Genomic DNA, 13,972 nt, shown 5'->3' with positions numbered 1-13,972 from the left:
GGGCGTCCGTTGTCGGTGCCGTTTGGTAAGAATGCAAGGGTGAGCAGCGAGAACGGGTCGGGGGACGGCACAGGCGCAGGGGCGCCGCCGGAGCAGCTCGCGTTCATTCGGGAGAGTGTGCGGGGGGCCCAGGTGCCCCGTGCCAAGCCGCGGACGTGGCGGGGGGCGGCGCTGGCCAAGGAGCTGCCCGTCGCGCGGGTGCTCGTGGACAAGGGCGTGCTGCATCTCGACCGGTACTTCGACTACGCCGTGCCGGAGGAGCTGGACGCCGAGGCACAGCCCGGGGTGCGGGTGCGGGTGCGGTTCGGGGCCGGGCGGCACCGGGTGCGCGAGGGGCGTCGCGAGGGCGGCGGGCTCATCGACGGGTTTCTCATCGAGAGGCTGGCCGAGTCCGAGTACTCCGGGCCGCTGGCCGCCCTCGCCCAGGTCGTGTCGCCCGAGCCCGTGCTGGGCGAAGAGCTGCTGGGACTCGCGCGGGCCGTCGCCGACCGGTATGCGGGGAGTCTCGCCGACGTCCTCCAGCTGGCCGTGCCGCCGCGCAGTGCGCGGGCCGAGCAGCGGCCGTCACCCGCGCCGCTGGCCCCGCCTGCCGCGCCCGACGCCGGGACGTGGGCGCGGTACGAGCACGGGGCTGCCCTTCTGGAGTCACTGGCCGCCGGGGGAGCACCGAGGGCGGTGTGGAACGCGCTGCCGGGTCCGCTGTGGAGCGAGGAGCTGGCCCGGGCCGTCGCCGCGACGCTCGCCTCGGGACGCGGTGCGCTGGTCGTCGTACCGGACGGCCGGGCCGCCGCGCGGGTCGACGCCGCGCTGACGGCGCTGCTCGGCGAGGGCCGGCACGCGCTGCTCACCGCCGACGCCGGGCCCGAGAAGCGGTACGCGCAGTGGCTCGCGGTGCGGCGCGGGAGCGTGCGGGCCGTGGTCGGGACACGGGCGGCCATGTTCGCGCCCGTGCGGGATCTGGGGCTCGTCGCCATCTGGGACGACGGGGACGACAGCCACAGCGAGCCGCACGCTCCCCAGCCGCACGCGAGGGACGTACTGCTGCTGCGGGCGGCGCTGGACAAGTGCGCCTTCCTGCTCGGCGGTTGGAGCTGCACCGTCGAAGCCGCGCAGCTGGTGGAGAGCGGCTGGGCGCGGCCGCTGGTCGCCGGGCGGGAGCAGGTACGGCGGGCCGCGCCCCTGGTGCGGACCGTCGGGGACGACGACCTCGCGCGCGACGAGGCCGCCCGCGCAGCCCGGCTGCCCACCCTGGCCTGGCAGGCGGTCCGGGAGGGGCTGCGGCACGGACCGGTGCTGGTCCAGGTGCCCCGGCGGGGGTACGTGCCGCGCATGGCGTGTGCCCGGTGCCGGGCGCCCGCCCGTTGCCGGCACTGTTCCGGGCCGCTGGAGGCGCAGGACGCGGGGGCGCTGCGATGCGGCTGGTGCGGGCGCGAGGAGGCGGCCTGGCACTGCCCCGAGTGCGGCGGCTTCCGGCTGCGCGCCCAGGTGGTCGGGGCACGGCGGACCGCCGAGGAACTGGGGCGGGCCTTTCCCGCCGTACCGGTGCGTACGTCGGGGCGTGAGCATGTGCTGGACACCGTGCCGGGCACCCCCGCGCTGGTCGTGAGCACGCCGGGAGCCGAGCCGGTCGCCGAGGGCGGTTACGCGGCCGCCCTGCTGCTGGACGGCTGGGCCATGCTCGGGCGGCCCGACCTGCGGGCCGGCGAGGACGCGCTGCGCCGGTGGATCGCCGCCGGGGCGCTCGTACGGCCGCAGGGGGAGCGGGGGACCGTCGTCGTCGTGGCCGAGCCGACCCTGCGGCCCGTGCAGGCGCTGGTGCGGTGGGATCCCGTGGGGCATGCGGTGCGGGAGCTCGCGGAGCGGGCCGAACTGGGCTTCCCGCCGGTGTCCCGGATGGCGGCCGTGTCGGGCCCGGCCGAGGCTGTCGCCGAGTTCCTGCGTGCGGTCGAACTGCCTTCGGACGCCGAGGTGTTGGGACCGGTTCCGGTACCGCCCACGCTCCCCGGGCGCCAGCGCAGGCCGGGGGCGCCGCCGCCCGGTGAGCACTGGGAGCGGGCGCTGGTGCGGGTGCCGCCGGGGAGCGGGGCCGCGCTGGCCGCCGCCCTGAAGACGGCTCAGGCCGCGCGGATGGCGCGGGGCGGCGGGGAAGCGGTGCGGGTGCGGATCGATCCGCCGGACATCGGGTGACCGTGCCGACGGGGGCGCTGCGGCCCGGCATGCGGCTGCCCTCCCGGAGGTCGTCGCCCGGGAGGGCAGAGTGGCGGCGTTCGCCGTCGGGTCAGCCGTTGCGCGGGCCGGGGAAGGCCGTCGGCCTGGCGTCGTCGCGCAGCGTCGGGCTGCCCGCGGTCGGCTGGGTCGGCATGGAGCGGGCCGCGGGCACCGTCGGCACCGTGGGCAGGCCGGGCAGGCCGGCGCTCACGTTGAGCGTGCGGGTGCCGGACGGCTCTGTCGACCGCTCGGTCTCGGCCGCCGCCTGGGTCGCGGCGCGGCGGGCGCCGTAACGGCGGTGCACCGCCTGCTTGGTGACTCCGAGCGCGGAGCCCACCGCGTCCCAGGAGAAGCCGAGTGAGCGGTCGAAGTCCACGGCGGCCGTGACCAGGGTTTCGACGCTGTCCCGAAGTTCCTGGGCGAGTCGGACCGTCGGGGCGGGGGCACGTCCGTAGACGACGAAGCCCGTGGAGGGGCCGGAGCGGCGCGGGCGGTAGACGTTGCCCAACTGGGCGGTCAGCGTGCGCAGTGCGTCCACCTGCCGGCGGACCCGCTCGATGTCCCGCACCAGCAAGTGCAGGCTGGCCCGGGCCTGGGCGTCGTGGGTTGCATGGTCGGCCATGAACAAGCCTCTCGAACCGGCGTTGAAAGGAATTGGGCCGCCAAAGTGGCCCGATGTGGTCAACTCTTCCTTGACCAACGCGTTTGCGCTCCGCTGGTCACGGGGTGGGGGCGTACGGGCATATGCGTACGCCGGTCTCCCACTCACGCACCCCCTGTGTCCGGTGGGCGGAGTGGCCGGGCACCTGTGGGGCGCCGGGCGGCGGCGGGTTCCCTGTCCCGCGGCCGGCAGCTCCTGGTCGTGGACGACGTCATAGACTTGTGCGTTGCCCGTCCGACCCCGCCCGAGAGGCCCCAACCCACCCATGAAGCTCGTCTTCGCCGGTACCCCCGAGGTCGCAGTTCCCGCTCTGGACGCTCTCATCGCCTCCGGGCGGCACGAGGTGGCCGCCGTCGTCACGCGGCCCGACGCGCCGGCCGGGCGGGGGCGCAGGCTGGTCGCGTCGCCCGTGGCCGAACGGGCGGAAGAGGCCGGCATCGAGGTGCTGAAGCCGGTCAGGCCCAGGGACCCGGAGTTCCTGGAGCGCCTGAAGGCGATCGGCCCGGACTGCTGCCCCGTCGTCGCCTACGGCGCCCTGCTGCCCAAGGTGGCGCTGGACGTCCCGGCACAGGGCTGGGTCAACCTGCACTTCTCGCTGCTGCCCGCCTGGCGCGGGGCGGCCCCGGTGCAGCACTCCATCATGGCGGGCGACGAGATCACGGGCGCCTCCACCTTCCTCATCGAGGAGGGGCTCGACTCGGGTCCGGTGTACGGCACCGTCACCGAGGAGATCCGGGCCACCGACACCAGCGGGGACCTGCTCACCCGGCTCGCGTTCGCGGGCGCCGGGCTGCTCGCCGCGACCATGGACGGCATCGAGGACGGCACGCTGAAGGCCGTGCCGCAGCCGGGGGAGGGCATCACCCTCGCGCCGAAGATCACCGTCGAGGACGCGCACGTGGACTGGGCCACGCCCGCGCTGCGGGTCGACCGGGTGGTGCGCGGCTGCACGCCGGCGCCCGGCGCCTGGAGCACCTTCCGCGCCGAGCGGCTCAAGCTCATCCAGGTGACGCCGGTGCCCGAGCGCACCGACCTCGCCCCGGGGCAGCTCGCGGTCGGCAAGAACAGTGTGCACGTGGGCACCGGGTCGTACGCCGTCGAGCTGCTGTGGGTGCAGCCGCAGGGCAAGAAGCCGATGCGGGCCGCCGACTGGGCGCGCGGGGTGCGCATCGCCGAGGGCGAGCGGCTCGGGAGCTGAGGCCCGCGCACCTGAGCCGGGGCCCCGGAAGGCGGGGGTGGCGGTGTCCCGACGTACGCTGGAACCGCACCCCCTTCTTCACATCCGGAGCACCTTTTTCGTGAGCGAGCAGTCCCGGCGGCCGCACCGGCCCGCAAAGCCCTACCGTCGCCCCCAGAAGGACCCCGTCCGCATCCTCGCCTTCGAGGCGCTGCGCGCGGTGGACGAGCGGGACGCCTATGCCAACCTCGTGCTGCCGCCGCTGCTGCGCAAGGCACGGGACAAGGGCGACTTCGACGCACGGGACGCCGCCCTCGCCACCGAGCTGGTGTACGGGACACTGCGCCGGCAGGGGACGTACGACGCCGTCATCTCCGCGTGTGTGGACCGGCCGCTCAGGGAGGTCGACCCGCCGGTGCTCGACGTGCTGAGCCTCGGTGTCCACCAGCTGCTCGGTACGCGGATCCCCACGCACGCGGCCGTGTCCGCCTCCGTGGAGCTGGCGCGTGTGGTGCTCGGGGACGGGCGGGCCAAGTTCGTCAACGCCGTGCTGCGCAAGGTCGCGCAGCACGACCTCGACGGGTGGCTGGAGAAGGTCGCGCCGCCCTACGACAAGGATCCCGAGGACCACCTCGCCGTGGTGCACTCGCACCCCCGCTGGGTCGTCTCCGCGCTGTGGGACTCCCTCGGCGGCGGGCGGGCCGGGATCGAGGACCTGCTGGAGGCCGACAACGAGCGGCCCGAGGTGACCCTGGTGGCGCGGCCCGGCCGGGCCACCACCGAGGAGCTGCTGCGCGAGGACGCCGCCGTGCCGGGGCGCTGGTCGCCGTACGCCGTGCGGCTCGCCGAGGGCGGTGAGCCGGGTGCCGTCGGGGCCGTGCGCGACGGACGCGCCGGTGTGCAGGACGAGGGCAGCCAGCTGGTCGCCCTCGCGCTGGCCAACGCCCCCGTCGACGGTCCCGACGAGAAGTGGCTCGACGGCTGCGCCGGTCCCGGTGGCAAGGCCGCGCTGCTGGCCGCCCTCGCGGCCGAACGCGGGGCCACGCTGCTCGCCTCCGAGAAGCAGCCGCACCGGGCGGGTCTGGTGGCGAAGGCCCTGCACGGCAACCCGGGGCCGTACCAGGTCATCGCCGCCGACGGGACCCGGCCGCCGTGGCGGCCCGGCACCTTCGACCGTGTCCTGATGGACGTGCCGTGCACCGGGCTGGGCGCCCTGCGGCGGCGCCCCGAGGCCCGGTGGCGGCGCCGCCCCGAGGACCTGGACAACTTCGCGCCCCTCCAGCGCGCCCTGCTGCGCACCGCGCTGGACTCGGTGCGCGTCGGCGGGGTCGTCGGCTACGCCACCTGCTCGCCGCACCTCGCCGAGACCCGGGTGGTCGTCTCCGACGTGCTCAAGCAGTACCCGGAGGCCGAGCTGATCGACGCCCGGCCGCTGCTGCCCGGCGTTCCCGCGCTCGGCGAGGGGCCGGACGTGCAGCTGTGGCCGCACATGCACGGCACCGACGCGATGTACCTGGCGCTCATCCGGCGCACCGGCTGACGGCTCCGGCGGCCGCCGCCGGGAGGTGCGGTCGCCCGCCCCCGCCTACGCTCGGGATGTCCCGACACGGTGGGGTCGCCATGGTCCTCGATCTGCTGCTGATCGCCCTTGCCATCACGCTCGACCCGCTGCCGCTCACCGCGTTCGTCCTGGTGGTGGCTTCGGCGAAGGGCGTGTGGAAGGGACTCGTCTTCATCCTGAGCTGGCTGGCGTGCCTGGTCGCGGTGCTCGCCCTCGTCCTGGCCCTGACCGGTGGACACCCTCCGGCACCGAGATCGGCGCCGTCGACCGCCGCGCTCGCGGCGAAGCTGGCGATCGGGGTGGGGCTCGTCGTCTACGGCGAACACCGACGCCGTCGGATGGTCGCCGAACGCGGCCACCGGCATCCCCCGGAACCGCCGAGTCTGACGTCCGAGATCGACCGCACCACGGTGTGGACCTCGGCGGTCCTGGCCGTGCTGCTGCAACCGTGGGGAATGGTCGCCGCGGGAGCGACGACGGTCGTCTCCGCGGACCTGTCCCACTCGGTCACCTGGCTCGTCCTGTTCGGCTTCTGTCTGCTCGCCACGGCGAGTCTGCTGGCCATCGAGCTGTACGTGGTGTTCGTGCCGGAGAAGGCCAAGCCCCGGCTGCTCCGGCTGCGTGCCTGGATGAAGGGACACCAGCAGCAGGCGATCGTCGTCCTCTGTCTGGGCCTCGGGCTCTGGCTCACCGGGAAGAGCATCTACCAGCTCACCGCGTGAAACACGCTCGCCGCCGGTTGTCCACAGGCACCGGCACACGGTCCTGTAAGTGTGATGAACGGTCTCGCCTGTGGACCGGCGCGAACATCAGTGCCCCGGACATGGCAGGCTTGGGTCATGGCCGCGCAGATCAACCCCAGCATCCTGTCCGCCGACTTCGCCCGCCTCGCGGACGAGGCGAAGGCGGTCGAGGGAGCCGACTGGCTCCACGTCGACGTGATGGACAACCATTTCGTCCCCAACCTCACGCTCGGCGTGCCGGTCGTGGAGTCCCTGGCCCGTGCGACGGACACCCCGCTGGACTGCCACCTGATGATCGAGAACCCCGACCGCTGGGCGCCCCAGTACGTCGAGGCGGGTGCCTCGTCCGTGACCTTCCACGTGGAGGCGGCGGCCGCCCCCGTGCGGCTCGCCCGGGAGATCCGCGCCAAGGGTGCCCGCGCCTCCATGGCGCTGAAGCCCGCCACGCCGATCGAGCCGTACGAGGACCTCCTCCCGGAGCTCGACATGCTGCTGATCATGACGGTCGAGCCGGGCTTCGGCGGTCAGGCCTTCCTCGACATCATGCTGCCCAAGATCCGCCGCACCCGTGAGCTGATCGGCAAGCACGGCCTCCAGCTGTGGCTGCAGGTCGACGGCGGTGTGTCGGCCTCCACGATCGAGCGGTGCGCGGACGCGGGGGCCGACGTCTTCGTCGCCGGGTCGGCGGTCTACGGGGCCGCCGACCCGGCAGAGGCGGTGCGGGCGCTGCGCGCCCAGGCGGATTCCGCGACCGCCAAGGCCTCCTGGGCATGCGACCACTGAGCCACGGCTACGTGAACGGTTAAGTGCTCGGCGCCCTTCGGGGCATATCAGTTCCGCCGAATCTGCAAGGATGAACGGCGAATCCAGAGTGTGAACAGCAGTGAGGAGATCGCCGTGTCGGGTATGTCGGCGGGCCGGTCAGCCATGCGGATGGGACCCGCTGAGCTGGTGCAGGCGGCGGCCATGGCCCGCCGCTTCTACCTCGAGGGCAAGTCCAAGATCCAGATCGCGGAGGAGTTCGGCGTCAGCCGCTTCAAAGTGGCCCGGGTCCTGGAGACCGCCCTCGAACGGGATCTCGTACGCATCGAGATCCGCGTGCCGGCCGAACTGGACGCCGAGCGCTCCGACGCGCTCCGTGCCCGGTACGGCCTGAGGCACGCCGTCGTGGTCGAGTCCCCGGCCGAGGCCGAGGAGACCCCCGACCCCGAGAACCTCGGCGAGGTGGCTGCCGACCTGCTCGGCGAGCTCGTCAACGAAGGGGACGTGCTGGGGCTGGCCTGGGGCCGGTCCACCATCCACATGGCGGCGGCGCTCGACCGGCTGCCACCGTGCACGGTGGTGCAGCTGACGGGCGTGTACGACGCCGGGACGTCCGAGCGCGGCTCGGTCGAGGCGGTGCGGCGTGCGGCGCAGGTCTCGGGCGGTGACGCGCACCCCATCTACGCGCCGATGCTGCTGCCGGACGCGGCGACCGCGGCCGCGCTGCGCAACCAGACCGGGATCGCCCGGGCCTACGAGTACTTCGACAAGGTCACGGTCGCCTGCGTCTCCATCGGCTCCTGGGAGCCGGGCATCTCGACGGTGCACGACATGCTCAGCGACGAGGAGCGCGCGCACTACGCCTCGCTCGGTGTCGCCGCCGAGATGGCCGCGCACCTCTTCGACGCCGAGGGCCGCCGGGTCGGACGGGACCTGGGGGAGCGGTGCATCACGGTCAAGGCCGACCAGCTCCGCCGTATCCCCGAGGTCGTGGCGATCGCCGGCGGGCAGCGCAAGGCCTCCGCGATCGACGCGGTGCTGCGCTCCGGGCTGGTCACCAGCCTGGTGACGGACACCTCGGCCGCCGACTACCTGATGACGGCGGGACCGACGCCGAAGCCCGCGCTCAGCCGCGCGGACCCGGACGGGGTCTGACGGCGGGTCGTGGCGACGCCGTTACGGGACGGCCGTGGCAGCATCCTCGGCATGCTGCTGCGGTTCGTCCCCTCGCCGTACTCCCGGCGCGCTCCCCGCGCGCTCGCCGGGCTGCTGGTCTGTCTCTCCGTGCTGCTGCCCGTCCTGCTGACGGGCTGCTCGCCGGGCACGCGCAGCACGACGGCCTCGGGCGCCTCGGCTCCCGCGTGGGCCCGGGGCATGGGCACCGTCCAGGAGTCCCGGCTGCCGGCCGAGGCCCGGCAGACCCTCGCCCTCATCGACAAGGGCGGACCCTTCCCGTACGCCAGGGACGGTGTCGTCTTCGGGAACCTCGAGGGGCTGCTGCCCCGGCACCAGCGCGGCTACTACCACGAGTACACGGTGCGCACGCCCGGCTCGCACGACCGCGGGGCGCGGCGCATCGTCACCGGGCAGGGCGGGGAGATCTACTACACCGATGATCACTACAACTCGTTCCGGGCGGTGCTGAGATGAGCGAAGACCTGGCGGGCCGGCTCACGGTCACCCTCGACCTCGGGGGTGTCACGGACAAGGCTGGCCTGATGGACCGCACGGCCCGGGCCCTGGCCCTGCCCGACTGGTTCGGCCGCAACTGGGACGCCCTGGTGGACTCCCTCTCCGACCACACCGTCTGGCCCGAGGGCGCCGTCGAGCAGGGACTCCTGGTCGTCGTACGGGAGTGGCGGCCCTATGCCGAGGCGAACCCTGTCGAGTGGCGGACGGCGCAGGACGTGTTCGCCGAGGCGGTGGACCGCACCCCCGCGCTCGCCGTCGTCCTGGCTCTTGGAGGATCCTCCTAGCCCCCTCCCGACCAGCCTGGATGTTCTGTGGGGGCGTGACGGGCCCCCGTCATGGGACAATGAAGTACGTGCTCTTTTCCCCCTGGCGCACCCGTCGGGGGGTCACCTCTGATCGACTGGGATGTGCGGCACGTGCGTTTCCTCAATGACCTCAAGCCCGCGTACGACCTGACGTACGACGACGTGTTCATGGTGCCCAGCCGCTCCGCGGTGGGCTCGCGTCAGGGCGTGGACCTCGCCTCGCCCGACGGCACCGGCACCACCATCCCGCTCGTCGTCGCCAACATGACCGCGATCGCCGGCCGCCGCATGGCCGAGACGGTCGCCCGGCGCGGCGGCCTCGTGGTCATCCCGCAGGACATCCCGATCGACGTGGTCACCGACGTCATCACCTGGGTGAAGAGCCGCCACCTGGTGCTGGACACCCCGATCGTGCTGGCCCCGCACCAGACCGTCGCCGACGCCCTGGCCCTGCTGCCCAAGCGGGCGCACAACGCCGGTGTGGTCGTCGACGAGAACCACCGGCCCGTCGGTGTCGTCACCGACGCGGACCTGAGCGGCGTGGACCGCTTCACCCAGCTCGAAGTGGTCATGTCCAAGGACCTGCTGCTCCTCGACGCGGACATCGACCCGCACGAGGCCTTCAGCACCCTGGACGCGCACAACCGCCGCTACGCCCCGGCCGTCGACAAGGACGGCAAGCTCGCCGGCATCCTGACCCGCAAGGGCGCCCTGCGCGCCACGCTGTACTCGCCGGCCACCGACGCCGCGGGCAAGCTGCGCATCGCCGCCGCCGTCGGCATCAACGGCGACTTCGCGGCCAAGGCCAAGCAGCTGCTCGACGCGGGCGTGGACACGCTCGTCATCGACACCGCGCACGGCCACCAGGAGTCGATGATCAGCGCGATCAAGCAGGTGCGCGCCCTCGACCCGCAGGTGCCGATCGTCGCGGGCAACATCGTCTCCGCCGAGGGCGTCAGGGACCTGATCGACGCGGGCGCGGACATCATCAAGGTCGGTGTCGGCCCGGGCGCCATGTGCACCACCCGCATGATGACCGGCGTGGGCCGCCCGCAGTTCTCGGCCGTCCTGGAGTGTGCCGCCGAGGCGAAGAAGTACGGCAAGCACGTGTGGGCGGACGGCGGTGTCCGGCACCCGCGCGACGTGGCCATGGCCCTCGCGGCCGGCGCGTCCAACGTGATGGTCGGTTCCTGGTTCGCGGGCACCTACGAGTCCCCGGGCGACCTCCAGCAGGACGCGGGCGGCCGCCTGTACAAGGAGTCGTTCGGCATGGCCTCCGCGCGTGCGGTGAGCAACCGTACGTCCGAGGAGTCGTCCTACGACCGTGCCCGCAAGGCGCTGTTCGAGGAGGGCATCTCCACCTCCCGGATGTTCCTCGACCCGGGACGCCCGGGCGTCGAGGACCTGATCGACTCGATCATCGCGGGCGTCCGCTCCTCCTGCACCTACGCGGGTGCCGGCTCCCTGGAGGAGTTCGCCGAGAAGGCCATCGTCGGCATTCAGAGCGCCGCCGGCTACGCCGAGGGCAAGCCGCTGCACGCCAGCTGGAGCTGACCCCGATCCCTTCCCCGCGGCCCCCGTCGTTCCCCTCCAGGGAACGGCGGGGGCCGTCTGCGTGCCCGCGGTCAGGGGGCCGGAAGAGGGTGCGCCGTGGGGCCGGTGAGGTGCCTGTGCAACGGTCCGCAGCCCACGCGCAACGATTTGTCATACCGGCCCGATGAACGCAATGATCATGCGGGGATGCGCAAGGTTGCTGCATTACGCCCGTTAAGGCCCGCCTCATAGGGTGCTGCGCTGTACGTGGTGCGGCGGGGACCCCGCTCGGTGGGTTCCTGCCCTGCAGGCCCCTGCCGGTCCCCGCCCGTCCTGACCGGCATCGAACAAGGGAGCCAGCGCGTGCTCGACCAAGGCGCACCCCCGCAGAACCACACAACGGCCGCCCCCGCGTCCCTGGGCGTCGCCTCGCGCCTCATGCGTCGCAAGCCGGTGGAAAACCTGGTCGCGGAAGGCGGTCAGGGCGAGGGAGGGCAGCTGAGGCGCTCTCTCGGACTGTGGCAGCTGACCATGATCAGCATCGGCGCCACCCTCGGCACCGGCATCTTCGTCGTCCTCGGCGACGCCGTCCCGGAGGCCGGTCCCGCGGTCACCCTGGCCTTCGTGATCGCCGGTCTCACGGCTCTCTTCTCGGCCCTGTCGTACGCCGAACTGGCGGGCAGCATCCCGGTCGCCGGCTCCTCCTACTCGTATGCGTACGCAACGCTGGGCGAGCTGGTCGCCTGGGTCTGCGGCTGGTGCCTGGTGCTGGAGTACGGCGTGTCGGTGGCCGCCGTCGCCGTCGGCTGGGGCGAGTACCTCAACGAGCTGCTCGACGGCACCATCGGTGTCACCATCCCGGACGCCCTGTCCTCGGCCCCGGGCGAGGGCGGCATCATCAACCTGCCGGCCCTGATCGTCGTCCTCCTGGCGATGGTGTTCCTGCTCGGTGGCGCGCGTGAGTCCGCCCGCGCCAACACGATCATGGTCTGTGTGAAGATCGCCGCCCTGGTGCTGTTCTGCGCGGTCGGTTTCATGGGCTTCAAGTCCGGCAACTACCGCGACTTCATGCCGCTCGGCATGTCCGGCGTCAGCGCCGCCGGAGCCACGCTGTTCTTCTCCTACATCGGCTTCGACGCCGCCTCCACCGCCGGTGAGGAGGCGAAGAACCCCAAGCGGGACCTGCCGCGGGCGATCATGCTGTCGCTGATCATCGTGACCGCGCTGTACGTGCTCGTCGCGGGCGTCGCCGTGGGTGCCTGGAACTGGAAGAAGTTCGACGGCTCGGAGGCCACCCTCGCCGCGATCATGAACGATGTCACCGGCCAGACCTTCTGGGGCACCATGCTGGCGCTGGGTGCGGTCATCTCCATCGCGAGCGTGGTGCTCACCGTGCTCTACGGCCAGACCCGCATCCTCTTCGCGATGTCCCGGGACGGCCTGGTGCCGAAGGCGCTCGGCAAGGTCCACCCGAAGACCGGTGCTCCCCGCCTCAACACGGTGCTCGTGTCCCTCTTCTGCGGTGTGCTGGCCGCGCTCATCCCGCTGGGCAAGCTCGTCGACGCCACCAGCATCGGCACGCTGTTCGCCTTCGCCCTGGTCAACATCGCGGTCGTCGTCCTGCGCTACAAGCGGCCGGAGCTCGAGCGCACGTTCAGGGTGCCGTTCGGCCCGGTCCTGCCGGTGCTGGGCTTCCTGTTCTGTGCGTACAACATGTTCAGCCTCGACACCGTGACCTGGGTCGTCTTCGGGTGCTGGATGGCCGCCGGGCTCGTGTTCTACTTCCTGTACGGCTACCGCCGTTCCCGGCTCGCGACGCAGGAAGCTCCTGCGACACAAGAAGTGAAGTGAACCACCCCCTGTGCTGAACGATCTCGACGAACGCATCGTGCACGCCCTCGCCGAGGACGCCCGCCGTTCCTACGCGGACATCGGGCAGATGGTCGGCCTGTCCGCACCCGCCGTGAAGCGGCGCGTGGACCGGCTGCGGGCCACCGGAGCCATCACCGGATTCACCGTCCGGGTGGATCCGGCGGCGCTCGGCTGGGAGACCGAGGGCTACATCGAGATCTACTGCCGGCGCAACACCTCGCCGGAGACCATCCAGCGGGGCCTTGAGCGGTACCAGGAGGTCGTGGCCGCGTCGACCGTCACCGGCGACGCGGACGCGATCGCGCAGGTCTTCGCGTCCGACATGCGTCACTTCGAGCGGGTGCTGGAGCGGATCGCCGGCGAGCCGTTCGTCGAGCGGACCAAGTCGGTACTGGTGCTGTCGCCTTTGCTGCGCAGGTTCTCGTCGGGGGCGCCGGGGTAAGGGCGGGTTCCGGCTCGGGGCGCTTTGCCGTGCGCCGGGTGCGGGTCGGTTGTGGCTGGTCGCGCAGTTCCCCGCGGAACTGCGCGAGCAACCCCGTACGGCCTGTACTCGGCATCCGGCGAAGCGCCCCGAGCTCTATTCCGGGGTCTTCCGCGCCAGCGCGTTGTTGCCTATCGAGTTGCGCACGCTGAAGCTCACCGCGTCCGGCCGATACCGGTCGTCCGACCACTCCACCGGCCGCCCTTCGCGGGTCGTGGTGACCCGCCGCACCCGCAGCAGCGGACTCGTGCGGCGAACCCCCAGCAACTCGGAGTCCTGCGCGCCGGCGGCGACCGCGTCGATGACGTGCTCGCCGTAGGCGAAGACCAGGCCCGTGTCGTCGTAGAGCCGCTGGGTGACGGAGGGGCACTCGGGCTCGATCGGCTCGACCGCCGGTGCGATCCAGTCGGCGTACACCGTCCGCTCCAGCAACACCGGCTCGCCGTCCAGGCCGCGGACGCGCAGTACGTGCAACACCTGCGTCCCGGCGGACAGTTGGAGCCGTACCGCGTCCTCCTGCGTGGCCGGGCGGTACTCCTGCGCCACCACGTGTCCGGTGGCCTCGCGGCCCATCGCCCGCGCCCACTGGGCGAAGCTGCGCAGTTCCTCGAAGCTCTGGCTGCTGCGGCTGGCGAGGACCACGCGCCGGGCGCCCTGGCGGGAGCCGATCAGGCCCTCGGCGGTGAGGGCGGCGACGGCCTGCCGGACCGTGCCGCGCGAGACGCCGTAGTGCGTCGCGAGTTCCGCCTCCGAGGGCAGCCGGCTGCCGACCGTGTACTCCTCGCGGTCGATCGCGCGCCGCAGCTCGTCGGCGATCTCCTCGTGTCGCGCCGTCATGCTTCCCCTCTGCTCAGGTCGCTGTGCACAGCGTGACCAGCCTAATCGAGACCTGAGCGTGATCTCCAACGGTCTGGATTGTGCAGAGAACAAGGGTCCAAAGTTTCGTCACGGTTTACAGACAGGACACCTGTGGCGGG

General features: G+C 72.6%; 13 protein-coding genes. 11 read left to right on the top strand and 2 right to left on the bottom strand.

What is annotated here, in order from left to right; all coding sequences use genetic code 11:
- Window positions 1-39 precede the first annotated feature (39 nt).
- Complete coding sequence (locus FB157_RS18480; protein ID WP_145881088.1) at window positions 40-2,187, top strand: primosomal protein N'; 2,148 nt, start codon at window positions 40-42, stop codon at window positions 2,185-2,187.
- Window positions 2,188-2,278: 91 nt separating this feature from the next.
- Here FB157_RS18480 and FB157_RS18475 read toward each other — a convergent pair whose 3' ends face one another.
- Window positions 2,279-2,830, bottom strand: a complete 552-nt coding sequence (locus FB157_RS18475) for a hypothetical protein (RefSeq protein WP_145881086.1) — start codon at window positions 2,828-2,830, stop codon at window positions 2,279-2,281.
- 304 nt (window positions 2,831-3,134) lie between these two features.
- Here FB157_RS18475 and fmt point away from each other — a divergent pair, with 304 nt between their 5' ends.
- The 10 genes from fmt (at window position 3,135) to FB157_RS18425 (ending at window position 12,956) form a co-directional block, all read left to right on the top strand.
- Complete coding sequence (gene fmt, locus FB157_RS18470) at window positions 3,135-4,067, top strand: methionyl-tRNA formyltransferase (RefSeq protein WP_145881084.1); 933 nt, start codon at window positions 3,135-3,137, stop codon at window positions 4,065-4,067.
- A gap of 100 nt (window positions 4,068-4,167) precedes the next feature.
- Complete coding sequence (locus FB157_RS18465) at window positions 4,168-5,586, top strand: RsmB/NOP family class I SAM-dependent RNA methyltransferase (protein ID WP_145881082.1); 1,419 nt, start codon at window positions 4,168-4,170, stop codon at window positions 5,584-5,586.
- Window positions 5,587-5,666: 80 nt separating this feature from the next.
- Window positions 5,667-6,329 (top strand): GAP family protein, encoded by a 663-nt coding sequence (locus tag FB157_RS18460; RefSeq protein ID WP_145881349.1) that lies wholly within the window; start codon window positions 5,667-5,669, stop codon window positions 6,327-6,329.
- A 117-nt stretch (window positions 6,330-6,446) separates the two neighbouring features.
- Entirely contained in the window at window positions 6,447-7,133 is a 687-nt protein-coding gene (gene rpe, locus FB157_RS18455) for a ribulose-phosphate 3-epimerase (protein ID WP_145881080.1), read from the top strand.
- A gap of 90 nt (window positions 7,134-7,223) precedes the next feature.
- Complete coding sequence (locus FB157_RS18450; RefSeq protein WP_145881078.1) at window positions 7,224-8,267, top strand: sugar-binding transcriptional regulator; 1,044 nt, start codon at window positions 7,224-7,226, stop codon at window positions 8,265-8,267.
- Window positions 8,268-8,318: 51 nt separating this feature from the next.
- On the top strand, window positions 8,319-8,762 hold the full coding sequence (locus tag FB157_RS18445; protein WP_145881076.1) for a ribonuclease domain-containing protein: 444 nt from the start codon (window positions 8,319-8,321) through the stop codon (window positions 8,760-8,762).
- A complete protein-coding gene (locus FB157_RS18440) occupies window positions 8,759-9,088 on the top strand; it encodes a barstar family protein (RefSeq protein WP_145881074.1) in 330 nt (109 codons plus the stop codon). Before FB157_RS18445 ends, FB157_RS18440 begins: the two co-directional genes overlap by 4 nt.
- 132 nt (window positions 9,089-9,220) lie before the next feature.
- Complete coding sequence (locus FB157_RS18435) at window positions 9,221-10,663, top strand: GuaB1 family IMP dehydrogenase-related protein (protein WP_186581561.1); 1,443 nt, start codon at window positions 9,221-9,223, stop codon at window positions 10,661-10,663.
- Window positions 10,664-11,005: 342 nt separating this feature from the next.
- Window positions 11,006-12,493 (top strand): amino acid permease, encoded by a 1,488-nt coding sequence (locus FB157_RS18430; RefSeq protein ID WP_145881070.1) that lies wholly within the window; start codon window positions 11,006-11,008, stop codon window positions 12,491-12,493.
- A gap of 10 nt (window positions 12,494-12,503) precedes the next feature.
- Window positions 12,504-12,956: an Lrp/AsnC family transcriptional regulator gene (locus tag FB157_RS18425; protein ID WP_030343799.1), complete on the top strand. Its 453-nt coding sequence runs from the start codon at window positions 12,504-12,506 to the stop codon at window positions 12,954-12,956.
- Between the two features lie 135 nt (window positions 12,957-13,091).
- Here the strand turns inward: FB157_RS18425 and FB157_RS18420 are convergent, their stop codons facing one another.
- Entirely contained in the window at window positions 13,092-13,832 is a 741-nt protein-coding gene (locus tag FB157_RS18420) for a GntR family transcriptional regulator (protein WP_145881068.1), read from the bottom strand.
- Between the last annotated feature and the right edge of the window lie 140 nt (window positions 13,833-13,972).

It is taken from the genome of Streptomyces sp. BK340, from assembly GCF_007827595.1.
Lineage (GTDB): Bacteria > Actinomycetota > Actinomycetes > Streptomycetales > Streptomycetaceae > Streptomyces.
Note: the sequence above shows the minus strand (reverse complement) of the source record. Positions and strands in the feature narration are given on the sequence as shown.

Coding starts and splice junctions, on each gene's coding strand:
- FB157_RS18475 (WP_145881086.1), bottom strand. CDS start 2,830: ATGGCCGACCATGCAACCCACGACGCCCAGGCCCGGGCCAGCCTGCAC.
- fmt (WP_145881084.1), top strand. CDS start 3,135: ATGAAGCTCGTCTTCGCCGGTACCCCCGAGGTCGCAGTTCCCGCTCTG.
- FB157_RS18460 (WP_145881349.1), top strand. CDS start 5,667: ATGGTCCTCGATCTGCTGCTGATCGCCCTTGCCATCACGCTCGACCCG.
- rpe (WP_145881080.1), top strand. CDS start 6,447: ATGGCCGCGCAGATCAACCCCAGCATCCTGTCCGCCGACTTCGCCCGC.
- FB157_RS18445 (WP_145881076.1), top strand. CDS start 8,319: ATGCTGCTGCGGTTCGTCCCCTCGCCGTACTCCCGGCGCGCTCCCCGC.
- FB157_RS18440 (WP_145881074.1), top strand. CDS start 8,759: ATGAGCGAAGACCTGGCGGGCCGGCTCACGGTCACCCTCGACCTCGGG.
- FB157_RS18420 (WP_145881068.1), bottom strand. CDS start 13,832: ATGACGGCGCGACACGAGGAGATCGCCGACGAGCTGCGGCGCGCGATC.